The sequence below is a fragment of the Paraburkholderia xenovorans genome (assembly GCF_046030735.1).
In the GTDB taxonomy this organism is placed as follows: Bacteria; Pseudomonadota; Gammaproteobacteria; order Burkholderiales; family Burkholderiaceae; genus Paraburkholderia; species Paraburkholderia xenovorans_A.
In genome coordinates this window covers 1-26,387 of record NZ_JAQQBV010000009.1, presented here as the reverse complement: position 1 = coordinate 26,387, position 26,387 = coordinate 1, and the positions used below count along the sequence as shown (strand labels likewise).

Sequence of the window (26,387 nt, the reverse complement as noted above, 5' to 3'; positions counted from 1 at the left end):
ACCATGAGCCTCGCCGTCCGTTTCGACGACATCCGCAAAGACTTCGGCCCGGTGCGCGTGCTGCACGGCGTGAGTTTCGAGCTGGCGCCGGGGCGCATCTACGGTTTGCTCGGCGAAAACGGCGCGGGCAAATCGACGCTGATGAAAATCCTCGCCGGTTATGAAACGGCGAGCTCGGGCAGTGTGCTGATCGACGGCCACGCGCAACAGTTCGCCGGTTCGCGCGACGCCGAAGCGCAAGGCATCGTGCTGATTCACCAGGAGTTCAATCTCGCCGAGCATCTGACGATCGCGCAGAACATGTATCTCGGTCACGAGAAGAAGCGCGGCTGGTTCGTCGACGACGCCGCGATGCGCGCCGACGCCGCCCGTTATCTCGCGCAAGTCGGCTTGGACAAGGTGCCGGACACGAAGGTGCGCGAGTTGATCGTCGCGGAAAAGCAGATGGTGGAAATCGCCAAGGCGCTGTCGCGCCGCGCGCGCCTCCTGATCATGGACGAACCCACCGCCACGCTCACGCCGTCCGAAACCGAGCGCCTGTTCACGCTGATGGCGAAGCTCAAGGCCGACGGCGTGACGATCGTCTACATCTCGCACAAGCTCGACGAAGTGGAGCGCATCACCGACGAAGTGATCGTGATGCGCGACGGCCGCTTCGTCGCACGCAGCGAAACCGCGGGACTCGCGCGGCAGCAGATGGCGAACCTGATGGTCGGTCGGGAGCTGTCCGACATGTTCCCCGACAAGATCACGGTGCCCGCCGACGCGCCGCTCGCGCTGAACGTGACGGGCCTCACGGTGCCGGACTGGGTCGAAGACCTGAGCTTCGACGTGCGCGCGGGCGAGGTGCTCGGCTTTGCGGGCCTGGTCGGCGCGGGCCGTACCGAAGCATTCGAAGCGATCATCGGTCTGCGCAAACGCACGGCGGGCCGCATCGAAATAGCCGGCCGCGCGGCCGATCTGAAAAGCCCGCGCGACGCGATGCGCCACGGTCTCACGTACCTGAGCGAAGACCGCAAGGGCAAAGGCCTGCATGTGAACATGAGCCTGCAGGACAACGTCACGCTGATGACGCTCGAACGCTACGCGCATCCGCTGCTCGACCTGAAAGCGGGACGCGCGGCGCTGACAAAAGCGGTGAGCGACTTCGGCATCCGCACCGGCGATCTGTCGAGCCGCGCGCGCATGCTGTCCGGCGGCAATCAGCAGAAGCTCGCGCTCGCCAAGTTCCTGCAGCCGGACCCGAACGTGATCGTGCTCGACGAGCCGACTCGCGGCGTCGATGTCGGCGCGAAACGCGACATCTATTTTCTGATTCATCGTCTCGCCGCGCAGGGCCGCGCGGTGATCGTCATTTCATCCGAACTGATCGAGCTGATCGGCTTGTGTCATCGCGTCGCGGTGATGCGAGCGGGCCGTCTGCAAGCGACGCTCACGCTCGAGCATCTGACCGAAGAGGAGTTGATCGCCCATGCGACCGGCACCCACTGAAGCCGTCCAATCCGGCCGCGCGTGGCGTTTCGCGCACCGTCTCTATGCGCTCGGGCCGCTCGTCGGGCTGATCGCGCTCTGTGTGGTCGGCACGCTGCTCAATCGCGATTTCGCGACCGTCGACAACCTGATGAACGTGCTCACGCGGACGTCGTTCATCGGCATCATCGCGGTCGGCATGACCTTCGTGATCATCTCGGGCGGCATCGATCTGTCGGTCGGCTCGATGGCCGCGTTGATCGCGGGCAGCATGATCTGGCTGATGAACGGACTCGCGGGCGGCGTCGGCGGCCATACGTTCGCGCCCTTGCTGATCCTTGCGCTCGGCATCGGGTTCGCGCTGGTGCTCGGCGCGCTGTTCGGCTGCGCGCACGGTTTGCTGATTACGAAGGGGCGCATCGAGCCGTTCATCGTCACGCTCGGCACGCTCGGGATTTTTCGCGCGGTGTTGACCTGGCTCGCGGACGGCGGCGCGCTGACGTTGGACAACTCGCTGTCCGATCTGTACGGGCCGGTTTATTACGCCAGTCTGTTCGGCGTGCCGGTGCCGATCTGGGTGTTCGTCGTGGTCGCGGCGGGCGGCGCGCTCATTCTCAATCGCACCGCGTTTGGCCGGCACGTGCAGGCGATCGGCTCGAACGAACAGGTCGCGCGATATGCGGCGATTCGCGTCGACACGGTGAAGATCGTCACGTACATGCTGCTCGGCATTTGCGTGGGCGTCGCAACGGTGCTGTACGTGCCGCGGCTCGGCTCGGCGACGCCGACCACCGGCTTGCTGTGGGAGCTGGAGGCGATCGCGTCGGTGGTGGTCGGCGGCACGGCGCTGAAGGGGGGCGAAGGGCGCGTGGTCGGCACGGTGATCGGCGCGATCCTGCTCTCGGTGATCGCGAACATTCTGAATCTGACCAGCATCATCAGCGTGTATCTGAACGCGGCGGTGCAGGGCGTGGTGATTATCTTCGTCGCGTTCGTGCAGCGTGGACGACGGTAGGTGGCAGGCGGTGAGCTTCAGCGAATATAACGGTGAGTTGAAATATCGGGGCGCATGTACGCCTCACAATTGGAGACATAACCATGAAGCAGATCATTCGAGCAGTCGGCGCCGGCATGCTGGCGGTGGGGATACTGGGCACCGCGGGCGTCGCGCGGGCCGATGAAAAAGTCACGCTGGGCGTTGCGATTCCGACCGCCGACCACGGCTTCACCGGCGGCATCGTCTGGTGGGCGAACAAGGCGAAGAGCGATCTGGAGAAAGCGCACCCCGATCTCAAGGTGATCGTGAAAACCGCGGCCGGCTCGCCCGAACAGGCGAACCAGTTGCAGGATCTGGTGACCGTGAACAAGATCAATGCGCTGGTGATCTTCCCGTTCGAATCGGCCTCGCTCACGCAACCGGTCGCGCAGGTGAAGAAGAAGGGCGTGTACGTGACGGTGGTCGATCGCGGCCTTACCGACACGAGCGCGCAAGATGCGTACGTGGCCGGCGACAACACCGCGTTCGGCAAACTGCCTGCCGAATACATCGCGAAAGGACTGGGTGGCAAGGGCAATATCGTTGCGTTGCGCGGCATTCCGACCACGCTCGACAACGAACGCTATACCGCCTTCACGAACGTGATCAAGAACTACCCGGAGATGAAGATTCTGGACGCGAAGTATGCGAACTGGAATCGCGACGACGCGTTCAAGGTCATGCAGGATTACCTGACACGCTTCAAGCACATCGACGCCGTGTGGGCCGCCGACGACGACATGGCCGTCGGCGTGATCAAGGCGATCGATCAGGCGAAGCGCAGCGACATCAAGATCGTGTTCGGCGGCGCCGGTTCGAAGGGGATGGTGAAGAACGTGATGGACGGTGCGCCGATGATCAAGGCCGACGTGTCGTACTCGCCGAAATTCATCTACGACGCGATCAAGCTCACCGCCGAAGCGCGCCTGAAGGGCGAAAAATTGCCGGCTACGACGATCATTCCGTCGGTGCTGATCACGAAGGACAACGCGCAGCAGTTTTACTTTCCTGACTCGCCGTTCTGATTGCGCATCCGCGGCACGCTCGCGGCGCGTAGTTCGCGTGGTCGAGCCGGAGCGTGCCTTTTCACTTGCCCTTGCCTTTGCCCTTGCCTGAAGGAGCCGTACGATGAAAACCATCAAGGGGCCGGCGATCTTCCTCGCCCAGTTCATGGGCGACGAGGTGCCGTTCGACAACCTTGCGCATCTGGCCGGCTGGGCCGCGAGTCTCGGCTTCAAGGGGATCCAGGTGCCGTGCGATCCACGCCTGATCGATCTCGAACAGGCCGCCGCGAGCCAGACCTATTGTGACGAACTGCGCCAGCTTGCCGACGACGCGGGCGTGACGATCACCGAACTGTCGACGCATCTGCAAGGGCAACTGGTCGCCGTGCATCCGGCCTATGACGTGTTGTTCGACGGCTTCGCCGCGCCGCACGTGCGCGGCGATCCGGCGGCGCGCACCGAATGGGCAGTTGCGCAAATGAAGCTCGCCGCGCAGGCGTCGCGGCGCCTGGGTCTCACCGCGCATGTGTCGTTTTCCGGCGCGCTGGCGTGGCCTTATCTGTATCCGTGGCCACAGCGGCCCGCGGGTCTCGTCGAAGCCGCATTCGACGAACTCGCGCGCCGCTGGACACCGATTCTCGACGCGTTCGACGAAGCTGGCGTCGACGTGTGCTACGAACTGCACCCCGGCGAAGATCTGCACGACGGCGTGACCTTCGAGCGCTTTCTCGACTCAGTGAAGCAGCACCCGCGCGCGAACATCCTGTACGACCCGAGCCACTTCGTGCTGCAGCAACTCGACTACCTTGCGTTCATCGATATCTATCACGAGCGTATCAAGGCGTTTCATGTGAAGGACGCGGAGTTTCGTCCGACCGGCAAGCAGGGCGTGTACGGCGGCTATAGCGGCTGGGTCGAACGCGCGGGGCGCTTCCGTTCGCTCGGCGACGGCCAGATCGATTTCGGCGCGATCTTCTCGAAGATGGCGCAATACGATTTCCCCGGCTGGGCCGTGCTCGAATGGGAATGCGCGCTGAAGCATCCACAGGACGGCGCGCGCGAAGGCGCGGAGTTCATTCGGCGGCACATCATCCGCGTGGCGGAACACGCGTTCGACGATTTCGCGGGCAGCGGCGCGGATGCGGCGCAGTTGAAGCGCGTGCTGGGTATCTGATCGAGTGCGAGTGCGAGTGCGGTTGCGATAAGGCTCGGGTTAGGCGAAATCACATAGGAGCGATAGAGATGCCGCAAAGAAAGCTCAGATTAGGAATGGTCGGCGGTGGTCAGGGCGCGTTCATCGGCGCGGTGCACCGGCTCGCGGCGCGACTCGACGATCGTTTCGACCTGGTGGCCGGGGCGCTGTCGTCCGATCCGCGACGCGCGCAGGCGAGCGCCGACGAAGCCGGCATCGCACGCAGTTACGCGGACTGGCGCGCCATGGCGCGCGCCGAAGCCGCTCGCGACGACGGTATCGATGCGGTGGTGATCGTCACGCCGAATCATCTGCACGCGCCGGTGGCGACTGCTTTCCTCGCAGCGGGTATCCACGTGATCTGCGACAAACCGCTGGCGATTTCGCTGGCCGAAGGCGAGGCGCTCGCGAAACTCGCGCGCGAGAAACACAAACTGTTTGCGCTCACGCATACGTATTCCGGTTATCCGCTGGTGCGTCATGCGCGTGAACTGGTCGAAGCGGGCACGCTCGGTGAGATTCGTGTGGTGCAGGTGGAGTACGCGCAGGACTGGCTCGCGGAGCCGGTGGAAACGAGCGGCGACAACAAACAGGCTGGGTGGCGTACCGATCCTGCGTTAGCGGGACCGGCTGGCTGTCTCGGCGACATCGGCACGCATGCGTACCATCTCGCGGCGTTCGTCACCGGGATGACGCCGGTGTCGCTGTCCGCGGAGTTGCATACGTTCGTGCCCGGCCGCCGTATCGACGATCACGTGCAGGCGATGCTGCGCTATCCGAACGGCGCGCGTGGGATGCTGTGGGCGAGCCAGGTGGCGAGCGGCGCGGAAAACGCATTGCGTTTGCGGGTTTATGGAACGAAGGCGAGCTTGAGCTTCGATCAGGAGAATCCGAACGAACTGTGGGTCACGCCGCTGGGTGGCGTGGCCGAGCGTCTTAGTAAAGGGCGGGTTAAAGGCGCGGTCGCCGCGCACGCGACGCGTGTGCCGGCGGGGCATCCTGAAGGTTATCTGGAGGCGTTCGCGCAGTTGTATAAGGATGCAGCGTTGCAGATCGAGGCGCTGGATGCGGGTCAACCGGTGCCGGCCGAAAGTTTGCTGCTCACCACGGTGGACGACGGGGTGGCGGGTTTGCGTTTCATCGATGCCGCGTTGGCAAGCAACGCGGCGGATGGTCAGTGGCGTGAAGTCCGGAATGGCTGAGCAGAGGGCGCATGGCTGAAATTCAGCCGCCCTTGCTTTTCCTGAGTTGCTCTTCAAACGCAACATCGAGCTTGCTGGCTTTGCGCGGTTTCGGCGGCCCATATCCGTCGACGAATTTCACGAAGTCGTCGAGCGTCAGCGGATCGGAGACTTTCTTGTCCGTGCCGCCCGATTTGTCGACCAGATAGAACAGGCCGCCGGACAGGCTGATCGCGGCGAACTGCGGATTGCCGCTGCGGGTTTTCAGCCGCTCGACGGCGTGGATGGCTCGGGTGGTGCGCATGGTGGGAGAAGCCGCGGATTGAAGGTACGCACTTTACCAGCAATCCGCCGGGTTACTTTTTCGGCGCGCCGCTTGCATGTGGGCCAAGCAGCCGCTCAGCGCTCATCCCCCTCGGCAAGCTCGCGCGTAACTCCGAATCACCTCGCGAACCTTGCTCTCGACGATGCTCTTCGGCGAACCGTCGATTTCGCCGCTGCGTATTTGCCAGTACTGAACCGGCAAATACTGGCTCAGCAGATTTTCCGGAATCGCGACGCCAGTGAGATTGGACAGCAGTTTTTGCGCCGCCGCTTCGACCGTAGGGTCGGCCCAGTAATAACGCACCCGATCGCTATAGCTATAAGTCCGCAGCAACCGCTGTTGCCGTTCGTCGCCGTGATAATACTTTTCCCAGTTGGCGGGTTTTTGCAGCATCACGGTTTCAACCACGTCGCGCAGATTCGAGCGTTCCGAGGCCGGTAGAAGAGCGGTTTCGATATCGGCCAGCGCATACAGCGCCTCGCGCAACGCAAAAGTAACCCCCGGACCGACTTTCAGAATCGCAAAGCCGTCCCGAACGAGTGCGTGCAGCGCGTCAGGCCTCTGGTAATCGGTCGAATGCGCTTCGAACACCATGCCGGGCATTGCCTTCAATGCGGCGGAAAGACCGGTCGCCAACTGCGGTTGATAGTCGATGACCTTCGTATGGTCGAATTCCACGCCCGGCTGCACGACCAGCGCAATCACCCGTTCCCATGCGTGATCCAGATGGCGCGCGCGCCATGCGTCGCGATGCACGGCGACGGTTTCGAGCGCAGCCTCTTTACCGGTGACTTCAACGGTGTCGAGCGCCTCGCTGGCGCCGCCGGGCACCGGCACTTCGGTGCCGATCACGTACACCGGTTTGTTGCCCGCGCCGGCGCGCCCGGCGGCGGCCTCGGCAATCGCGCACAGACGCGACGCGCGTTCAGCCACCACGCGATCCGAAAGCCGCTCGGGATCGCCGCCGCAACTCATGCTGGTGTCCAGGTGGATTTTCGTGAAGCCCGCCGACACATACGCGTCGATCAACGCATCGGCACGCGTCATCGCTTCTTCGGCGGGCAGGCTGCGCCATGCGTTCGGCCCCAGATGATCGCCGCCGAGGATCAGCCGGTCGCGCGGAAAACCGGTGGTGTCGGCGATCCGGTGCACGAACGCAACGAAGTCCGCCGGGCGCATGCCGGTATAGCCGCCGAACTGGTCGACCTGATTCGACGTCGACTCGATCAGGAGCGGCGTGCCGTCGTCGAGCGCCTGCCGCATGGCCGCGGCCAGCACCGAGGGATGCGCCGAGCAGATCGAGTAAATGCCCTTGAGCGCGGCGGCGGCCGGATGGCCGTTGGAAAGACGGGCGACGATGTCAGTCATGGTGAGTCTCCGGGCTGGCGATGAATACGTCGAGTTCCGCAAAGGTCGCCGTGCCTTCCATCGGCCCGCGCCGCGTCACCGCCCGCGCGCCGCTCGCGCACGCATAACGCAGCGCCGTTTCGACACCCATGCCCTGGCTCCAGCAGGCGATGTACGTCGCGCCGAAGCAGTCGCCCGCGCCGGTCGGATCGATTTCGTCGACGGCGAATGCGGGCAAATGCAGCGTGCGCTCGCCGTCGTAATAGCTGCAGCCGTCCTGGCCACGCTTGACGACCACTTCGCGCACGCCGCGTTCGAGCAGCTCGTCGATCGCGGCCTGTTCGGAACTCGCGTTCGCGAGCAGCGTGACTTCATGACCGCTCGGCAGGAACACGTCGGTGTAATCGAGAATGAAGTCCAGCGCTTCGCGCATTTCTGGAATCCTCAACATCTCCTTGCGGATGTTCGGATCGAAGCTCACGGTGCCGCCTTGCCCCTTCACCGTCTCGATCGCCTTTTTCATCGCCTCGATAATGCGAAACGAGAACAGCGACGAACCCATCACGTGAAAATGCCGGCAGTCGGCGAGCAGATCGTCGCGCACGTTCGCGGCCGACAATTGCGCCGACGCGCTATTCGTGATGTTGAAGATGAAGTCGCGCTCGCCGTTCTGCCGGTACGTGACGAACGCGCTGCCGGTGGTCGCGCCTTTGACGACGGCGATGCCGGACACGTCCACGCCGTCCTCGCGCAGGCGTTCGACGTTCAGCGCGCCGAAGTCGTCGTCGCCGACACAGCCGATGATCGCCGCCCGGCTGCCGAGTCGCGCGACCTGGTCGATGAAAATGGCCGGCGCGCCGCTCGCGTAAGGACCGATCAGCGTGCCCGGCCGGCGGAACGATTGACCGCGTTCGGTCGCCATGATTTCGACGAGGATTTCACCCATCGTCAGGATGGTGCCGGACTGGCCGGCGGCTTGCGATTCGGAATTACGCATGGCGCTTCTTCGTTTGAACATCGATGCAGACGGCGACCAGAATCACGACGCCCTTCACGATGAGTTGATAGAAATACGGCACGCTCAGCAGATTCATGCCGTTGTTGATCACGCCGATAATCAGCGCGCCGATCAAGGTGCCGACGATCGTGCCGTACCCGCCGCTCAGGCTGGTGCCGCCGAGCACCGCGGCGGCGATCGCATCGAGCTCGTAACCCATGCCGGCATTCGGCTGCGCGGAGTAGAGGCGCGAGGTCATCAGAATGCCGCCGATACTCGCCATCAAACCGGAGATCATGAAGATGCCGATGCGCAGGCGCCGCACGTTGATACCCGAATACAGCGCGGCTTCGCGATTGCCGCCGGTGAGATACGCCTTGCGGCCGAACACGGTGCGCGACAGCACGAAGTGATTGATCAGCAGCAGCGCGGCCAGCACCCAGATCGGGATCGCGATGCCGAGCAGCGTGCCGTTGCCGAGCGCGGCGAAGCGGTCGTCGTCCACCGAGATCGGCAGACCGTCCGACGTGATGTACGCGAGTCCGCGAAACACGCCCATCGTGGCGACCGTGACGATGAACGACGGAATGGTCAGTAGCGCGGACAGCGCACCGTTGACCCAGCCGAGCACGACGCCGGCGAGCATCGCGGCGAGCACCGCAAGCGCCGGATGCACGCCGTGCTGCATCGCGAACGCCGCGATCCCGCCGACCAGTGCCATCACCGCGCCGACCGACAGGTCGATATCGCCGAGCAGCAGCACATACGTCATGCCGAAGCCGAGTATCGCGATGATCGACACCTGCATCACGATGTTGAGCAGGTTGCCGAGCGACAGGAAGTTCGGCGATAACGCGCTGAACAGCACGCACAACGCGATCAGGCCGCAGACGATGCCGCCGTAATGCCGGAGCAGTTTCGACAGCGCGCCTGCGCTGACGAGGCCGCGCCGCGGTTCTGCGGCGCGGGCGTCCGGCTGGAGTTGGGTCGGTTTCATGACTGCATTGCTCCTGTTGCATACGACATCACGGTCTCGGGCGTGAGGCCCGCCATGTCGAACTGTTTGACGATCCGCTTCTCGCGCATCACGGCGAGCCGGTCGCTCATCGCGAGCGCTTCCGGCAACTCGGACGACACCAGAATGATCGCGGTGCCGGCGGCCGCCAGTTCGCGAATCACGCGGTAGATTTCGAATTTCGCGCCGACGTCGACGCCGCGCGTGGGTTCGTCGAGGATCAGCAGTGTCGGCTTCAGCGCCAGCCATTTGGAGAACACGACTTTCTGCTGATTGCCGCCGCTCAGATCGCCCACCGCCTGATGCGGCCCGGCGGATTTGATGTTCATCCGCGCGATCGCGTGACGCGTTTCGGTCTCTTCGAAACGGCTCGCGAGAATGCCGAAGCGCGAACCCTTGCGCTCGAAGCTCGCCATCGTCACGTTGTGCGCGATCGAATGCATCAGCACGAGGCCTTCGTGCTTGCGGTCTTCCGTGACGAACGCAATGCCGGCCGAGATCGCCTGTTCCGGCGAGCGCAGTTTCAGACGCTTGCCGTTCATCACGATTTCGCCGCTCGGGCGACCGATACCGAACAGCGCGTTCATCACGTCCGAGCGGCCCGCGCCGATCAGCCCGAAGAAGCCGAGAATTTCGCCGGCATGGACCTCGAAGCCGACGTCGTGGAATTTCCCTTGCAGCGTGAGGCCGCTCACTTTCAGCAGCGGCTCGGTGGGGCGCACATACGCTTGCTCGCGGCGCGGATAGACGTCGCTCATTTCGCGGCCCACCATCAGCGTGATCAGCGCGCCGATGGTGGTGTCGTGCTTGTTCGCCGTGGTGATGTAGCGGCCGTCGCGCATCACCGAAATGTCGTCGGAGATGCGCATGATTTCGTCCATGCGGTGCGAGATATAAACGACCGCCTTGCCGCGCGAGCGCAATTTCATCACGATGTCGAACAGGATTTCGGCTTCGCGGTCGCTCAGCGACGAAGTCGGTTCGTCCATGATCACGAGATCGGCGTCGCGGCTCAAACCCTTCGCGATTTCGACGAGCTGCCGCTCGGCCATCGAAAGACGCGACACCGGCGCGCCCGGATCGATCCGGATGCCGAGGTCGTCGAGCAGGTGTTGCGTCTGCCGCGTGAGCGCCCGGAAATCGACAATACCGAAGCGGCGCGGTTCATGCCCGGCGAACACGTTTTCCGCGACGCTGAGATTCGCGGCGAGACTCAATTCCTGGTAGATGATCGAGATGCCGGCTTGCTGTGCATTCGCTGGCGTGGCGAACGCGACCGGCCGGCCGTGCAGCAACACCTCGCCGCGCGTCGGCTGATAAACGCCGGCGAGGATTTTCATCAGCGTGGATTTGCCCGCGCCGTTTTCGCCGAGCAGCGTATGGACACGCCCGCGATGCAGCTTGAGCGACACATCCTTGATCGCCTCGACCGGGCCGAACGATTTTGCGATCGAACGCAGTTCGAGAAGCGGTGCGGCGAGCGCGTCATCCGCCGCGCCGGCGGCGCGGGCAGCGGCATCGCGTGAGTCCATGCGCGCGTTCATTTTGCGGCTTCGTGCAGATAGACGCCGGGCGTCACCGGAATCAGTTTCTCGACGGGTTGTTTCTGCGCGACCTTCACCGCGGTGTCCACGGCCAGCGCGCCCATCTTCTCCGGGTACTGGCGAATCACGCCGACGAAGTTCGGGTTCTTGTCGACCGCGGCGCGCGCTTCGGGCATGCCGTCGAAGCCGATCACCTTCACGCGATTGCCCGCCGACTTGCCCGCCACCGCGGCGGCCATCGCGGCGTCGTCGCCGAAACCGAAGATGCCGTCGAGATCCGGATGCGCCTGCAGCATGTTTTGCGCGGCGCTCAGTGCGTCGGCGCGCGTAATGCCCGGCTGCACGGCGACGACCTGCACGCCGGGGCACGCGCCCAGCGCCTTCTTGAAGCCGGTCACCCGATCGATCACCGACTGGATCGTCGGATAGTCGATGATGCCGACCTTGCCCTTGCCGCCCAGCACCTTGCACATCAACTGGCCGGCGCTCAGGCCGCCCGCGTAATTGTCGGTGGCGATATGCGACGAGACTTCCACGCCCTGCGCGGCAATGTCGACGGTGATCACCGGAATGCCCGCGCGTTCCGCGGTCAGCACCGCGGCCTTCACGCCTTTGGAATCGACCGGCGACAGCACGATCACATTCACCTTGCGGGTCACGAAGTCCTGCACGTCCGCGATCTGCTTGCTGAGATCCTGGTTGGCGATCGCGACATCGAGTTGCGCGTGGTCTTTGGCGGCTTCCTGCTTCATCGCATCGGCCAGCGCGACATAGAACGGATGCTGCTGGGTGAGCAGCGATACGCCGATTTTCACGTCGGCGGCTTGCGCGGCGGCTGCGCCAAACAAGGTGGCGAAGGCGGCGAGCGCGGCAATGGAATTGCGTTTCATGTGTCTCTTCCTTTGATGATGGGATTAACGCGTGGATTTTCGGAATTCGAGGATTCCGTTTTCTCTTCTATGAAGTTCAAGGTGCTTGCTGGGAAACAGATCCATCGTCGGCGCATCGATGCCGTCGTCGAGGATCGCGACGTCGATGTCGGCGAGATTGCAGAACACGTGGCCGTCGCGCTCGGAAAGGCGCGGCTGCCACGCGAGCACGACGGTGCGGCTCGCGCTGCGGCAGGCGGCCTGGAAGACGCGCGCGAGTTCCGGGTCGGCGCACAGCAGATTGCCGTCGGCATCGAGCCCGGACGCCTCGAGAATGCACAGGTCGAGCGAACGCGCGCTCACCGAGCGTTCGGCGTCCGGGCCGCTCAGCACGGCGCTGTCTTCTGCGAGGTGGCCGCCCGTCAATTGCAATTCACAGTGGATGAAGCGCTGCGCGGTTTGCGCCATGGCGATGTCGTTCAGCAGCAGCGCGAGATTCGTACGGTCGGACAGCAGCGGCAGGAGTTTGTGAACGATCTCGCCGGCGCCGAGCATCAGCGATTCGTAGTCGTCCACGCACTCGGCCGCGAAACGCGCGAGCGCCATTTCGCCTGCCTTGCGGGCCGCGGAATCGGACACCGGCATCAGCACGCTTTCGCCGGGCCGCTGCGCGAGATAGCGCGCCTTGCCGAACGAACGCACCAGATAGCGCTGCTGTTCGAGATAGGTCAGATCCGAGCGGATCGTCACGCTCGACACGTCGAACGCCTGGCTCAGCTCTTCGACCGAAACCTCGCCGCGTTTGCGGACCATTTCGACGATCTGCAAGCGCCGCTTCAGTGAACTCTTGTTCGCCAGCATGTCTCCACTCTTCGAAAGAAATGTCTTTTGCTTCGAAAGAGTTTAGTTTCGAATCGAAAGTGAGTCAAAACAAATAACGGGAGGGGTTTTCCCTGGATAGGGAAGGGGAGGCAGTGGCGGAGAGTGCGCAGATGCGCAAAACGCGCGGACGCCGCAAGCGCGGATGCCGCAAAAAAGCGTCCGCGCGTTTTGGAGGGTGTCGATCGGAAATGGGCGGCGAAGCCGCCATCGGCGCCGCCGTGTTGTGGCGCCTACCGGAGTGAAGGCGCTGCGTGTCGAGTAGCAGGCGTGCTCAGGAGCCAGTGGCGGTTTTCTTGCCGAATTTCTTCCGCAGCCACTCCGCCCAATCCTCGAGCACCGTATAAACCACCGGCACCACCACCAGCGTCAGAATCGACGACGTAATCACGCCGCCGATCACCGTCTGCCCGAGCGGGCCGCGTTGCTCGCCGCCTTCGCCGAGCGCGGCGGCGAGCGGCAGCATGCCGAAGATCATCGCGAGCGTGGTCATCAGGATCGGCCGCAGACGCACGCGCGCCGCTTCGAGCAGCGCCTCGCGGCGCTCCATCACGCGACCTTTGCCCGACGCGTCGAGCAGCGTGCCGCGCCGCGCCTGGTTCGCGAAGTCGATCAGCAGAATCGCGTTCTTCGTGACGAGCCCCATCAGCATCACGAAGCCGATGATCGAGAACATGTTCAGCGTGCTGCCGAACAGCAGCAGCGCGATCAGCACGCCGATCAACGTGAGCGGCAGCGACGCCATGATCGCGAGCGGCTGTGCGAAGCTCGCGAACTGCGAGGCCAGAATCATGTAGATGAAAATCACCGCCAGTGCGAGCGCCTCAAGCGCGAACACGAACGACTCGTTCATGCTCCTGGTCGAGCCTTCGAAACGATAGTGATAGCCCGCCGGCAGATGCATCGCGTCGAGCGTCTTCGCGATGTCCGACGCCACTTCGCCGGGCGAGCGGCCGTTCACGTTCGTCGACAGCAACACCTCGCGTTGCAGATCGCGCCGATTCAGCACGTCCGGTCCGGTCGTTCTGACGATATCCGCGATCTGCCGCAGCGGCACCAGCACCGGCGCGCCGTTCGCATCGGTACGGTTGGTCGCGATCATCAGCTTGGCCAGATCGTCGACGTCCTCGCGCTGCGCGCGTGGCAAGCGCACGCTGACGTCGTAGTCCTGATCGTCGGGCGCGCGCCACGTGCTGATCGCGTCGCCGGACAGAAGCGGCCGCAACGCGGTGCCGATGTCCGCCACGCCCACGCCGAGGTCCGATGCCAGTTCGCGCTTCACGTTGATCGCGACGATCGGCTTGTCGGCCTTCAGGCTCGAATCGAGATCGACCACACCCGGGATCTTCGCGATACGCGCTTGCGCGGCGTCGGCGAGCCGGCGCAGTTCGTCGATGTTGTCGCCCTGCAAGCTCAACTGGATCGCTTTCGTGCTGCCCGCGCCGTCCGGCACGCCGATTTCGGTGATCGTCACGCCGGCCACCGACGCGAGCCGCGCGCGAAACACCTGGTTCAGTTCGAGCATCCCGCGCGAGCGGTCGCGGCGGTCTTGCAGGCGCACGGTGATCGACGCGGTGTTCTTGCCTTGCGTGTTGCCCGAGTTGACCGTCGCGTAGGTGAAGCGCACTTCCGGATACGTGGCGAGAATCGCCTGCACCTGTTTCACTTTGTCGGACGTGGCTTCGAGCGAGGTTCCGACCGGCGTAGTCAGGCCGATCTGCGTTTCGGAGAAGTCCGCGTTCGGCACGAACTCGGTGCCGACGAACGGCACGAGAAACAGGCTGCCGAAAAACGTCGCGGCGGCCACCGCCAGCGTGATCGCGCGATGCCTGAGCGACCAGCCGAGCAGACGCTGATAGAACGCGGTGAGGCGCTCGATCTGCCGGTCGAACAGATGCAGCGAGCGCTCGACGATGCGGCCATACCGATAGCCTTTGCGGCCCGTGTCCGCGTCGTGCAGATCGGGGTCGGGCCAGATCGACGACAGCATCGGATCGAGCGTGAACGACACGAACATCGAGATCAGCACGGCCGCCGCCACGGTAATGCCGAACTGATGGAAGAAGCGCCCGATGATGCCGCCCATGAACCCCACCGGCAGAAACACGGCGACGATCGAGAAAGTGGTGGCCAGCACCGCGAGCGCGATCTCCCTGGTGCCGTCGAGCGCGGCCGTGCGGTGATCTGCGCCTAACTGCACGTGACGCACGATGTTCTCGCGCACCACGATCGCGTCGTCGATCAGCAAGCCGACGCACAGCGACAACGCCATCAACGTGATCACGTTGATCGTGAAGCCGCACGCGTACATCACCGCGAAGGTGCCGATCAGCGCGATCGGCAGCGTGAGGCCGGTGATCACCGTGCTGCGCCACGAGCCGAGGAACAGGAACACGATCAGCACGGTCAGCAACGCGCCCTCGAGCAGCGTGCGCTTCACTTCGTTGACGCTGTCTTCGATATTGATCGACGAATCGTCGGTGATGCTGAGTTGCACGCCCGGCGGCAATTGCGGCTGCAAACGCGCGACTTCGTCACGCACGCCGTGCGCCACGTCCACGGTGTTTTCGCCCTGCGCCTTCACGATCGTCAGGAACAGCGCGCGCCGGCCGTTCAGCAACGCCATGCTGTCGGGTTCCTGCTGACCGTCGATCACGTCGGCGACCTGGTCGAGCGTGACCGGCTGCGTGCCCGAGTTCTCGGTCGGAATCGCCGATTGCGAGCCGCGCCGCGCGACGATGATGCGTTTGAAGTCGTCCGGCTTTTCGAAACGGCCCTTGACCTGCACGGTCTGCTCGACCGAACTCGACGTCAACGGTCCTGCCGGTATCTCCTGATTCTCGTTCTGCACCGCGCGTATCACCTGGTCGACGCCGATCGACAGCGCCTGCAGCTTCTCCGGATTCACGTCGATCTGCACCTGCCGTTTCACGCCGCCCACCAGCGATACGGAACCGACGCCGCGCACCGTTTCGAGCCGTTTGCGCACGATCTGATCGGCGACGGTGGTGAGGTCGCGCGTGGATAGCGACGCACCCGGCGCATTCGACACCGCCACCGTGACGATCGGCATATCCGCCGGGTCATAACGCAGCACGCGCGGTTCCTTCACACCGTCGCGCAGATCGGGGCGAATCAGCGCGATCTTGTCGCGCACGTCCTGTGCGGCTTGAACGGCGTCCACCGAGAGGTCGAACTGCACGATCACGACCGACTGCGCGTCGTACGAGCGCGACGTGATTTCGTCGATGCCGCTGATCGTGTTGACCGCTTCCTCGATCTTGCGCGTGACGTCCGACTCGACCGATTCCGGCGACGCGCCCGGATACGCGGTCTGCACGACCACGACCGGGAAGGTGATGTCGGGGAACTGGTCGACCTTCAAGCGCTGATAGGAAAACAGCCCGATGACGAGAAAGGCCATCATCATCATCGTGGCGAGCACCGGGTTGCCGATGCTGATGCGGGTGAACCACATAGGCGAGGGCTCCGGTCAGCGCGCGGCGGAGGCGGCTACGGCCGGGGCTGCAGCCGGTTGCACGACATGTACCGTGCTGCCGATTCGCAACGACCCGAGATTGTTCTTCACGATGCGCTGACCGAACGCCAGCGGACCGCCCGCGATCTCGGTCCACGTGCCGCCGTCGGCCTCGCCGGTGACGCCGGTCTGCACCGTCTGTTCGACCAGCTTGTCGCCGACCACCGCGTAGACGCTACGGCGTGTGCCGTCGCTGCGCACCGCGGCGGCCGGCACTACCAGCACGTTCTCACGGCTGCCGATCGCAATCGTGCCGGTGCCGAACATGCCGACCCGCAACGTGCCCGCCGGGTTGGCGACCTGGATGTACACCATGATCGAGCGCGAACCCGCCTGCGCGGCCGGGTTGATGCGGGTGATCGCGCGTTGCACCGGCGCGTCGATCCCGTCGAAGGCGATCTGCACCGGCTGGCCGATCCGCACGCGGCCGATTTCGCCGACCGGCACCGGTGCTTCCAGTTCGAGCGTGCGCAGATCGACCACGTCGAACAGTTTGGTATCGACGGCGACTTTTTCGCCCGGCTCGACCGAGCGCGACGCGATCTGGCCGTCGAGCGGCGAGCGCACCACCGTATCGGCCAGCGACAGACTCGACGACGCGAGCGCCGCCTTCGCCGCATCGAGATTCGCGCGGGCGATTTCATACTGGCTTTGCGCGGTGTCGAATGCGTTCTTCGAAATGAAGCCTTTTTCCACCAGCACGCGATTGTTGTCGAGCGTCTGCTTGGCGATGTCGAGCTGACCGGCCATCGCTGCCATCTGGCCGCGGCTTTGCTCGGCGCGCGCGACGTAATCGCGGGCATCGATCTTCGCAAGAATCTGGCCGGTCCTGACCGGATCGCCTTCGCGCACCATCACGTCGAGCGCGGAGCCCGCTACCTTCGATTTGACCGCGGCTTGCGTGACCGCGCGCAGCGAACCGGTCAGCGGCAAGGTTTCGGAGAGCGTGCGGCGGCTGACGGTGCTGAGGTCTTCGGGAGCGAACTCGACGACGGAAGAGGGCGTCCCGGTAGCGGCGGGAGCGCCGCGCTTGTGAATGGCCTGGGCGATGGCGATCGCGAGGATCACGACGGCTACGGCAGCGGCGATGAAAATGCGTTTTCTGGTTTTTTGCATGCGCGGTCTGACGGACTTCACGGACTCGCGACACGCGGCGTCGGGACACGAGTCCCGACGCGCCGCGTTCGCGCGGAATCGGCAAATTAGCCTGAGCTCGCGACTGACTGCAAGCTGGCCGTCAGCATGGTACACGTCCGCGGCGCGTGCGCCGCGGTTGATGCCGCGGTCGAAAGGTTTATTGGCTCAAATAGACGAACTTGCCGTTCCGGATGATGCCCATCACGCTCGCGCGCTGATCCAGACCGACGTGATCCTTCGCGCTGGTGTTGACCACGCCGTTCGGCACGACCAGTTCATGCGCGTGTTCCAGTTCGTCGCGCAACGCGATGCGAAACGCCGGCGTGCCGGGCTGCGCGGTCTTCAGCGCGCGCGCCACCGCGTCCTGCAAACGCGGATAGACACCCGCCGCGTCGCCCGCGAATTGCGTCACGCTGCCCGCGCCGTACTTCGCTTCATAGTCGTTCGTGAACGCGAGTGCGGCCTTCTTCGCCGGATGATCGGCCGGCAACGTATGTGCGACCACCACCGGCTGCGTCGGGAACAGTGTGCCTTCGACGTCCTTGCCGCCCAGCTTGATGAACTCGGGCGTTGCTATCCCGTGCGTCTGATAGATCGGGCCTTTGAAGCCGCGCTCGATCAGCGTGCGTTGCGGCAGTACGGTCGGCGTGCCCGCGCCGGCAATCAGGATCGCGTCTGGCCTGGCGGCCATCAGCTTCAGGATCTGCCCGGTGACGCTGGCGTCCGTGCGGTTGTAGCGCTCCGTCGCGACCACCTGGATGTGCCGCAGCGCGGCGAACTTGCTGAACTCGTTGAGCCAGCTTTCGCCGTAACCGTCCGCGAAACCGATGAAGCCCACCGTCTTCACGTTGTGGTTCGACATATAGCGCGTCATCACGTCGGCCATCGCGCTGTCGGTCTGCGCCATCTTGTAGGCCCACACCTTCTTGCCCTCCTGCGGCTCCACGACGCTCGCCGAGCCGATCAGCGTGATCATCGGCGTCTGGCTTTCGGCGACCGGATCGAGCGCGGCCATCGCCGCCGGCGTGATGTTCGGGCCGACGATCACGTCGACGTGGTCCTCGTTGATCAGCTTGTGGATGTTGCGCACGGCGGCGCCGGGGTCGGACGCATCGTCGAGGAAGATGTAGTCGGCTTTCTGGCCGGCGATCGTCGCCGGCCACATCAGCATTGCGTTCTTGCTGGTAATGCCGATCACGGCGGCCGGGCCGGTGCTCGACAGATCGATGCCGACCTTGATGTCGGCGTGTGCCGCGCTGGCGAGCAAAAGCGCGCCCAAACCGAAAGCGGCGAGGCCGCTGATCTTTTTCTTATACGACGTCATCGAAGGGTCTCCATGGCGGGAAGCGTGGTGATATCAGAGTCAGAGTTCGTAAGTTTCGTGTTCGCCCTTGAGCGCCTGCTCGATCAGCTTGCGATTCATGCTCGGCGACAGCAGCTCGACGAGCGTATACACATAGCTGCGCAAGTAAGCGCCCTGTTTCAGCGCGACCCGCGTCACGTTGCTGCCGAACAGGTGGCCGACCGGCATTGCGCGCAAGTGGCGGTCGCGCTCGGCGTTGAACGCGATGTCCGCCATGATGCCGACGCCCAGACCCAGTTCCACATAGGTCTTGATCACGTCGGCGTCGATCGCCTCCAGCACGATGTCCGGATGCAGCCCGCGCAGGCGGAACGCCTCGTTGATCTTGGTGCGGCCGGCGAACGCGTTGTCGTATGTGATCAGCGGATATTGGGTCAGATCATCCAGCGACAAAAGCTTACGGTCGAGCAGCGGATGATCTGGCTGCATCACCGCGACGTGGTGCCACTGGAAGCACGGCAGCGAGACCAGTTCCTTATAGTTGGAGATCGCCTCGGTGGCGATGCAGAGGTCGGCCTGGTCGTGGATCACCATTTCGGCGACCTGGGTCGGGCTGCCTTGCAGAATCGAAAGGTGAACTTTCGGGAAGCGCTTCTTGAATTCGGCGATCGCGGCCGGAAGTGAATAGCGGGCCTGCGTATGGGTCGCGGCGATCACCAGATTGCCCTGATCCTGGGCCGCGTAATCTTTACCGACCCGCTTCAAACTCTCGACTTCCTGCAGAATCTTCTCGACTGACTGCAAAATGATGCGTCCCGGCTCGGTCAGCGAGCGCACCCGCTTGCCGTGACGTGTGAAGATTTCCACGCCCAGCTCGTCCTCCAGCTCGATGATCGCCTTGGAGACGCCGGGCTGGCTTGTAAACAGGGCTTTGGCCGCTTCGGTCAGATTGAAATTCTGCCGCACAGCCTCGCGGACGAAGCGGAATTGATGCAGGTTCATATATAACCTCTCCGCATATCAAAAGAATTTTTTAGTCGTTTGAAATATAAAGCGAGTTTATTACGATCTGTCCATCTTTTTCAATATGGATATCTGTATTTGTCATAAGCAAATGAACGACGGGTCTAAACGTTCATGAGCAGAGGCCGACAAACAGAGGTGTTCAACAGCGCGGCGGAACCGGACCGCTGCGTATCACTGCAAAAATTGGGGTCCCCGAATGTACCAATACGATCAGTACGACCAGACCATCGTCGATGAACGGGTCGCGCAGTACGCCGATCAGGTTCGCCGCCGCTTGTCGGGCGAATTGAGCGAAGAGGAGTTTCGTCCGCTGCGTCTGCAGAACGGTCTGTATATGCAGCGCCACGCTTACATGCACCGTATCGCGATTCCGTACGGCAACCTGCGCAGCGACCAGATGCGCGTGCTCGCCGAGATCGCGCGTGTGCACGACCGCGGCTACGGCCATTTTTCGACGCGCTCGAACATCCAGTACAACTGGATCCAGCTCGAAGAAACGCCGGAAATCCTGCGCAAGCTCGCTGCGGTGCAAATGCACGGCATCCAGACCTCGGGCAACTGTATCCGTAACATCACGGCCGACCAGTTCGCGGGCGTCGCGCCGGACGAAGTGGTCGACCCGCGCCCTTGGGCTGAAATCCTGCGTCAATGGTCGACGTTCCACCCGGAATTCGCGTGGCTGCCGCGCAAGTTCAAGATCGCCGTGTCGGGCTCGAAAGAAGACCGCGCTGCCGTGCAGATTCACGACATGGGCGTGTATCTGAAGAAGAACGAGCAGGGCGAACTGGTCGCCGACATCCTGGCCGGCGGCGGCATGGGCCGCACGCCGATCATCGGCGCGATCATCCGCAAAGATTTACCGTGGCAGCATCTGTTGACCTACTGCGAAGCCGTGCTGCGCGTGTACAACCGCTACGGCCGCCGCGACAACATGTACAAGGCGCGCATCAAGATTCTCGTGAAGGCGCTGAGCCCGGAGAAATTCTCGGCGCAGGTCGAAGAAGAATGGCAGCACCTGAAAGACGGCCCGTCGACGCTCACGCAAACCGAAGTGGATCGCGTGTCGCAATACTTCCAGCCGCCGGTGTACGAAAAGCTGCCGGATACGGACGCTTCGTTCGAAAAGCATCTGCTGGAAAACCGCGCGTTCGCCCGTTGGGTCGAACGTAACGTGCGTCCGCACAAGGTGTCGGGTTACGCGTCGGTCACGCTGTCGCTGAAGCCGACCACGATCGCCCCCGGCGACGCCACCGATGCGCAGATGGAAGCCGTCGCCGATTGGGCGGACGAATACTCGCTCGGCGAAATCCGCGTGTCGCACGAACAGAATCTGATTCTCGCGAACGTGCAGAAGCGTGACTTGTTCGCGCTGTGGGAAAAGGCCAAGGCGCAAGGTTTCGCAACGCCGAACATCGGTTTGCTGACCGACATCATCGCGTGCCCGGGCGGCGATTTCTGCTCGCTCGCGAATGCGAAGTCGATCCCGATCGCGCTCGCAATCCAGGAGCGTTTCAACGACCTCGACTATGTGTACGACCTGGGCGACGTGTCGCTGAACATCTCGGGCTGTATCAACGCGTGCGGTCACCATCACATCGGCAATATCGGCATTCTGGGCGTCGATAAGGACGGCTCGGAGTGGTATCAGGTGACGCTCGGCGGCGAGCAGGGCACGGGCGCCACCGGCGCGCACCTCGGCCGCGTGATCGGCCCGTCGTTCTCGGCGGAAGAAATGCCGGACGTGATGAGCGAGGTGATCGATACGTTCGTGGAAAACCGCCACGAAGGCGAGCGCTTCATCGAAACGTACAACCGCATCGGCATGGCTCCGTTCAAGGAACGTGTGTACGCGTCGCGTCAACCGGCTCACGCGTAACCGCGAAAAGGATACTGAACAGATGGCTTCTATCATCAAGAATCGCGCGATCGTCAACGACGACTGGACCGTAGTGCGCGCCGCTGAAGACGGCACGCTGCCCGCAGTGAACGATTTGCCGGCCGGCAAGGTGCTGGTGCCGCTCGCGTTGTGGCAGGCTTCCCGCGACGCGCTGAGCGCGTCGCGCAACGCTGCGGAGATCGGCGTGTGGCTCGCGGCGGACAGCGAACCTGCGGAGATCGTCGGCGACTTCGACAAACTCGCGCTGATCGCCGTGGATTTCCCGGTGTTCCGCGACGGCCGCGGCTACAGCATCGCCCGCCTGCTGCGCGAACGCTACGGCTACAAGGGCGAACTGCGCGCGATCGGCGACGTGCTGCGCGACCAACTGGCGTTCATGCTCCGCTGCGGTTTCGACGCGTATGCACTGCGTGCCGACAAGGATTTCGATGACGCGCTGAAAGCGTTCGACGAATTCAGCCTCAACTATCAGGGCGCGGTGAATTCGCAGCCGCTGTTCCGCCGTCGCGAAGCAGGCGAACTGGCGAAGGCGTCGGCATGAGCGACGCACAGCCTCTCACGCCGGAACTCGCCGCGAAGGTCGAGCGCCTCGATGCGTTGCTCGACTCGATCGCCGCGCGTCACGCGAACGTGAAGCTCGCCAGCAGCCTCGCGGCGGAAGACATGCTGCTCACGCATGCGATCCTGTCGCGCGGCGTGAAGATCGGCATCTTCTCGCTGAACACCGGCCGTCTGCATGCGGAAACGCTCGGCATGCTCGATCGCGTGAAAGAACGTTATGGCTACGCGATCGAGCAGTTTCATCCGCAAGCCGCCGCCGTGGATGAATACGTCGGCTCGCACGGTCTGAATGCGTTTTACGAAAGCGTCGATCTGCGCAAGCGTTGCTGCGAGATCCGCAAGGTCGAGCCGCTGAACCGCGCGCTGTCGGATGTCAGCGCGTGGGTGACCGGCCAGCGTCGCGAGCAGTCGGTGACGCGCGCCGAACTGCATGCTGAAGAACATGACGCCGCGCGCGGCATCGCCAAGTTCAATCCGCTCACGGACTGGACCGAGGCCGACGTGTGGGCGTATCTGAAAGCGTTCGACGTGCCCGTCAATCCGCTGCATGCGCGCGGTTATCCGAGCATCGGCTGCGAACCCTGTACGCGTGCGATCCGTCCCGGCGAAGATAGCCGCGCGGGGCGCTGGTGGTGGGAGTCGCGCGATACGAAGGAATGCGGACTGCACGTCACCACGATCACGCCGATTCCGTTTGGCAGCACCGGCGAAAGCGCGTCGGCATAAAGCATTTTCGGCGGCTCAGGCGCTGGCTTCCGGCCTGAACGCCGCACTTACCGATTTGAATACTTCCGCGATGCGAGCAACCGCTTGCGACGCGAACCAACGAAGGACCCGAACATGAGCACCACGCTCGATTCCACTGTCAATGCACCGCTCGCCAACACGGCGAACCGGATGGATCACCTCGATTGGCTCGAAGCCGAGTCGATTCACATCCTGCGCGAACTGGTTGCCGAATGCAGCAAGCCCGCGCTGCTGTTTTCGGGCGGCAAGGATTCGGTCGTGGTGCTGCATCTGGCGCTGAAGGCGTTCGGCATCGGCGCGAATCGCAAGACCGTGCTGCCGTTCCCGCTCGTGCATATCGACACCGGTCACAACTACGACGAAGTGATCGACTTCCGCGATCGTCGTGCCAAAGAAATCGGCGCGGAACTGGTGGTGGGGCATGTCGAAGATTCGATCAGGCGCGGCACGGTGCGTTTGCGCCGCGAAACGGATTCGCGCAATGCCGCGCAAGCCGTCACGCTGCTCGAAACGATCGCGGAATATGAGTACACCGCGTTGATCGGCGGCGCGCGCCGCGACGAAGAAAAGGCCCGCGCGAAAGAGCGGATCTTTTCGTTCCGCGACGAATTCGGCCAATGGGATCCGAAGGCGCAACGCCCGGAACTGTGGAGTCTGTATAACGCGCGTCTGCATAACGGCGAACACCTGCGCGTGTTCCCGATTTCGAACTGGACCGAACTCGACGTGTGGCAGTACATCGCTCGCGAACAGCTCGAACTGCCGTCGATCTATTACGCGCATCAACGCAAGATCGTGCGCCGCAATGGTTTGCTCGTGCCGGTTACGCCGCTTACGCCGATGCGCGAAGGCGAGACCAGTGAAACCGCGCTGGTGCGTTTCCGGACCGTCGGCGATATCAGCTGCACGTGCCCGGTGGAAAGCGACGCGGACGATCTCGAGAAGATCATCGCCGAAACGGCCGTGACCGAAATTACGGAACGCGGCGCGACGCGGATGGACGACCAGGTGTCCGAAGCCGCGATGGAACAGCGCAAGAAGCAAGGCTACTTTTAAGCACACGAACGAGGGTAAGACAATCATGAGCGGTATTCATCAACCAGAAGACCTCGGCGTGCTGCGTTTCATCACCGCGGGTAGCGTCGACGACGGCAAAAGCACGTTGATCGGCCGCCTGTTGTACGACAGCAAGGCGGTATTGAGCGACCAGCTCTCGGCGTTGTCGCGCGCGAAGAACAAGCGCACTGTCGGCGACGAAATCGATTTGTCGCTGCTGACGGACGGCCTCGAAGCCGAGCGCGAGCAAGGCATCACGATCGATGTCGCGTACCGTTATTTCGCCACGGCCAAGCGCAAGTTCATCATCGCCGACACGCCGGGCCACGAGCAATACACGCGCAACATGGTGACGGGCGCATCGACTGCGCACGCCGCGATCATTCTGGTCGACGCGACGCGGGTGACGTTCGTCGACGGTGTTGCGCAATTGCTGCCGCAGACCAAGCGTCATAGCGCGCTCGTGAAGCTGCTTGGTTTGCAGCACGCGATCGTCGCGATCAACAAGATGGATCTCGTCGATTACAGCGAAGCGCGCTTCAACGAAATCCGCGACGCATATATCGATCTCGCGCATCAACTGGGTTTGAAGGATGTGCGCTTCGTGCCGGTGTCGGCGCTGAAGGGCGACAACATCGTGACGGCCAGCGAAAGCATGCCGTGGTACGGCGGCGAACCGCTGCTCGATCTGCTCGAAGCGTTGCCGGTCGACATTCCGACGGGTCAGGCGCTGCGTTTTCCGGTGCAGTGGGTGGCACGCCAGGACGGCAGCCAGGCCGACGATTTCCGCGGCTACATGGGCCGTGTCGAAGCGGGCGAAGTGAAGGTCGGCGATACGATCGTCGTGTTGCCGGCTCACCGCGAAGCGACGGTCGCCGAGATCATTGCGCCGGTGGTGGGCGGCACCGCTGCGGTGGATCGCGCGTTCGCCGGCCAAACGGTGACGATCCGTTTGACGGAAGACGTCGACGTGTCGCGTGGCGATACGTTCGTGCTGCGTGAAGCCGCACCGGAACCGGCGAAGAAGCTGGAAGCCGACTTGTGCTGGTTCGACGACACGCCGCTGTCGACGCAACGCAAGTATCTGTTGAAGCAGACCACCAACACGGTGTTTGCGCGGATCGGCGCGATCAAGGAAGTGCTCGACGTGCATACGCTGTCGCAGGCGACGGATCGCAAGGATCTGACGATGAACGACATCGGCCGCGTTGCGCTGACGTTGCAAAAGCCGCTGGTGTGCGATGTGTACGACTCGCATCAGGGCACGGGTGCATTCGTGCTGATCGACGAAGCGACGCATCACACGGTCGCGGCCGGGATGATCCGGGCGTTTTCGGCGTAAGCGGTGGAGGGCGTCCGATTGCGTGTCGCGGGCGCCTTAACGGAACAGGTTGATGCAAATGGGTAAGGTTTATCTGATCGGCGCGGGACCTGGTGCTGCGGACCTCATCACGGTGCGCGGCGCGCGGCTTCTCGGCACGGCCGACGTGGTGTTGCACGATGCGCTGGTCGAACCCGCGATGCTCGACTATGCGCCGGCGCACGCGCGGCGGATTGCGGTGGGCAAGCGTTGTGGGCAGTTGTCGACGGCACAGCAGTTCATCAACAAGCAGATTGTGGATGCTGCGCTTGAGCACGATGTCGTGGTGCGGTTGAAAGGCGGTGATCCGATGCTGTTCGGCCGCGCCGATGAAGAAATGCGGGCGCTGGAGGCGGCGGGCATCGAGTATGAGGTGGTGCCGGGGATTACCGCGGCGCTTGCCAGTGCGGCTTCGTTGAAGCGGTCTCTGACGTTGCGGGGTGTTTCGCGTAGCGTTGCGTTGGCTACGTTTAGTCGGGCGCCTGGGTCTGATGAGATTCGCGAGCAGGTGAATGCGGATTCGCTCGTGTTTTACATGGGGCGTGATAGTGGGGTTGAGATCGCGCAGCAGTTGATCGATGCTGGGCGCGATGTGGGGACGCCGGTGGCGATTGTTGAGGCTTGTAGTACCGAGCGGGAGCGGTGTATTACGCTGACGCTCGAAGGGCTCGCTGCTGGAGAGGCCCAGCGGTGGGTTGATGCTTCGCAGCCTAGTCTTGTGATGATTGGAGAGGCGTTTGCTGCGCGGGGTGCTTCTGCTGCGCGGGCTTCTGGTGGGGTGTTAGTGGCGGCTTGATTTTTTTGTTTTTGCCTACGGTGTTGTTTGGGGTTTTTTCATTTCTTATCTTATTGGTCTATTCGTGTTGCCCCTGTGCGGGGCGGCACTTACTTTCTTTGCCGCGG

Annotated in this window: 22 protein-coding genes; 11 read left to right on the top strand and 11 right to left on the bottom strand. The window is 63.3% G+C overall.

The features are described from left to right. Positions 1-3 precede the first annotated feature (3 nt). The 5 genes from PQQ51_RS10790 (at position 4) to PQQ51_RS10770 (ending at position 5,904) form a co-directional block, all read left to right on the top strand. The gene (locus tag PQQ51_RS10790; RefSeq protein WP_408496771.1) at positions 4-1,491 is read left to right on the top strand and encodes a sugar ABC transporter ATP-binding protein; all 1,488 of its coding nucleotides are present in this window, start codon (positions 4-6) and stop codon (positions 1,489-1,491) included. Then, positions 1,472-2,485 (top strand): ABC transporter permease, encoded by a 1,014-nt coding sequence (locus tag PQQ51_RS10785; RefSeq protein WP_408496770.1) that lies wholly within the window; start codon positions 1,472-1,474, stop codon positions 2,483-2,485. Before PQQ51_RS10790 ends, PQQ51_RS10785 begins: the two co-directional genes overlap by 20 nt. Positions 2,486-2,568: 83 nt before the next feature. Next, positions 2,569-3,531, top strand: a complete 963-nt coding sequence (locus PQQ51_RS10780) for a substrate-binding domain-containing protein (protein ID WP_408496769.1) — start codon at positions 2,569-2,571, stop codon at positions 3,529-3,531. A gap of 103 nt (positions 3,532-3,634) precedes the next feature. Beyond that, a complete protein-coding gene (locus tag PQQ51_RS10775) occupies positions 3,635-4,684 on the top strand; it encodes a sugar phosphate isomerase/epimerase family protein (RefSeq protein ID WP_408496768.1) in 1,050 nt (349 codons plus the stop codon). Between the two features lie 68 nt (positions 4,685-4,752). Next, a complete protein-coding gene (locus tag PQQ51_RS10770; RefSeq protein WP_408496767.1) occupies positions 4,753-5,904 on the top strand; it encodes a Gfo/Idh/MocA family protein in 1,152 nt (383 codons plus the stop codon). 22 nt (positions 5,905-5,926) lie between these two features. Here PQQ51_RS10770 and PQQ51_RS10765 read toward each other — a convergent pair whose 3' ends face one another. From PQQ51_RS10765 to PQQ51_RS10715, 11 genes are all read right to left on the bottom strand, one after another. Beyond that, a complete protein-coding gene (locus tag PQQ51_RS10765; RefSeq protein WP_408496766.1) occupies positions 5,927-6,187 on the bottom strand; it encodes a hypothetical protein in 261 nt (86 codons plus the stop codon). A gap of 102 nt (positions 6,188-6,289) precedes the next feature. Continuing rightward, entirely contained in the window at positions 6,290-7,576 is a 1,287-nt protein-coding gene (locus PQQ51_RS10760) for a D-tagatose-bisphosphate aldolase, class II, non-catalytic subunit (protein WP_408496765.1), read from the bottom strand. Further along, on the bottom strand, positions 7,569-8,552 hold the full coding sequence (locus PQQ51_RS10755; protein ID WP_408496764.1) for a tagatose kinase: 984 nt from the start codon (positions 8,550-8,552) through the stop codon (positions 7,569-7,571). The genes PQQ51_RS10760 and PQQ51_RS10755 overlap by 8 nt, the downstream gene beginning before the upstream one ends. Next, positions 8,545-9,549: an ABC transporter permease gene (locus PQQ51_RS10750; protein WP_408496763.1), complete on the bottom strand. Its 1,005-nt coding sequence runs from the start codon at positions 9,547-9,549 to the stop codon at positions 8,545-8,547. Before PQQ51_RS10750 ends, PQQ51_RS10755 begins: the two co-directional genes overlap by 8 nt. Next, positions 9,546-11,099 (bottom strand): sugar ABC transporter ATP-binding protein, encoded by a 1,554-nt coding sequence (locus PQQ51_RS10745; RefSeq protein ID WP_408496762.1) that lies wholly within the window; start codon positions 11,097-11,099, stop codon positions 9,546-9,548. Before PQQ51_RS10745 ends, PQQ51_RS10750 begins: the two co-directional genes overlap by 4 nt. A gap of 8 nt (positions 11,100-11,107) precedes the next feature. Beyond that, positions 11,108-12,001: a substrate-binding domain-containing protein gene (locus tag PQQ51_RS10740; protein WP_408496761.1), complete on the bottom strand. Its 894-nt coding sequence runs from the start codon at positions 11,999-12,001 to the stop codon at positions 11,108-11,110. 24 nt (positions 12,002-12,025) lie between these two features. Next, on the bottom strand, positions 12,026-12,841 hold the full coding sequence (locus PQQ51_RS10735; protein WP_408496760.1) for a DeoR/GlpR family DNA-binding transcription regulator: 816 nt from the start codon (positions 12,839-12,841) through the stop codon (positions 12,026-12,028). A 292-nt stretch (positions 12,842-13,133) separates the two neighbouring features. Next, positions 13,134-16,337, bottom strand: coding sequence for an efflux RND transporter permease subunit (locus PQQ51_RS10730; RefSeq protein WP_408496759.1), 3,204 nt, complete (start codon positions 16,335-16,337; stop codon positions 13,134-13,136). 15 nt (positions 16,338-16,352) lie between these two features. After that, the gene (locus PQQ51_RS10725; RefSeq protein ID WP_408496758.1) at positions 16,353-17,513 is read right to left on the bottom strand and encodes an efflux RND transporter periplasmic adaptor subunit; all 1,161 of its coding nucleotides are present in this window, start codon (positions 17,511-17,513) and stop codon (positions 16,353-16,355) included. Between the two features lie 178 nt (positions 17,514-17,691). Continuing rightward, positions 17,692-18,858, bottom strand: coding sequence for an ABC transporter substrate-binding protein (locus PQQ51_RS10720; protein WP_408496757.1), 1,167 nt, complete (start codon positions 18,856-18,858; stop codon positions 17,692-17,694). A 39-nt stretch (positions 18,859-18,897) separates the two neighbouring features. Then, positions 18,898-19,839 carry a CysB family HTH-type transcriptional regulator gene (locus tag PQQ51_RS10715; protein ID WP_091796464.1) on the bottom strand — a complete coding sequence of 314 codons (942 nt, stop codon included), beginning with the start codon at positions 19,837-19,839 and terminating at the stop codon, positions 18,898-18,900. A gap of 220 nt (positions 19,840-20,059) precedes the next feature. Here PQQ51_RS10715 and PQQ51_RS10710 point away from each other — a divergent pair, with 220 nt between their 5' ends. The 6 genes from PQQ51_RS10710 to cobA all read left to right on the top strand — a co-directional run bounded on the left by PQQ51_RS10710 (position 20,060) and on the right by cobA (position 26,280). Then, positions 20,060-21,739, top strand: coding sequence for a nitrite/sulfite reductase (locus PQQ51_RS10710; protein WP_408496756.1), 1,680 nt, complete (start codon positions 20,060-20,062; stop codon positions 21,737-21,739). Positions 21,740-21,761: 22 nt separating this feature from the next. Continuing rightward, on the top strand, positions 21,762-22,301 hold the full coding sequence (locus PQQ51_RS10705) for a DUF934 domain-containing protein (protein ID WP_408496755.1): 540 nt from the start codon (positions 21,762-21,764) through the stop codon (positions 22,299-22,301). Next, the gene (locus PQQ51_RS10700) at positions 22,298-23,047 is read left to right on the top strand and encodes a phosphoadenylyl-sulfate reductase (RefSeq protein ID WP_408496754.1); all 750 of its coding nucleotides are present in this window, start codon (positions 22,298-22,300) and stop codon (positions 23,045-23,047) included. Before PQQ51_RS10705 ends, PQQ51_RS10700 begins: the two co-directional genes overlap by 4 nt. A 114-nt stretch (positions 23,048-23,161) precedes the next feature. After that, positions 23,162-24,124 carry a sulfate adenylyltransferase subunit CysD gene (cysD, locus tag PQQ51_RS10695; protein WP_408496753.1) on the top strand — a complete coding sequence of 321 codons (963 nt, stop codon included), beginning with the start codon at positions 23,162-23,164 and terminating at the stop codon, positions 24,122-24,124. Positions 24,125-24,149: 25 nt separating this feature from the next. Next, a complete protein-coding gene (gene cysN / locus PQQ51_RS10690; RefSeq protein WP_408496752.1) occupies positions 24,150-25,466 on the top strand; it encodes a sulfate adenylyltransferase subunit CysN in 1,317 nt (438 codons plus the stop codon). Between the two features lie 58 nt (positions 25,467-25,524). Continuing rightward, positions 25,525-26,280 (top strand): uroporphyrinogen-III C-methyltransferase, encoded by a 756-nt coding sequence (gene cobA / locus PQQ51_RS10685; RefSeq protein ID WP_408496927.1) that lies wholly within the window; start codon positions 25,525-25,527, stop codon positions 26,278-26,280. Positions 26,281-26,387: the final 107 nt, after the last annotated feature.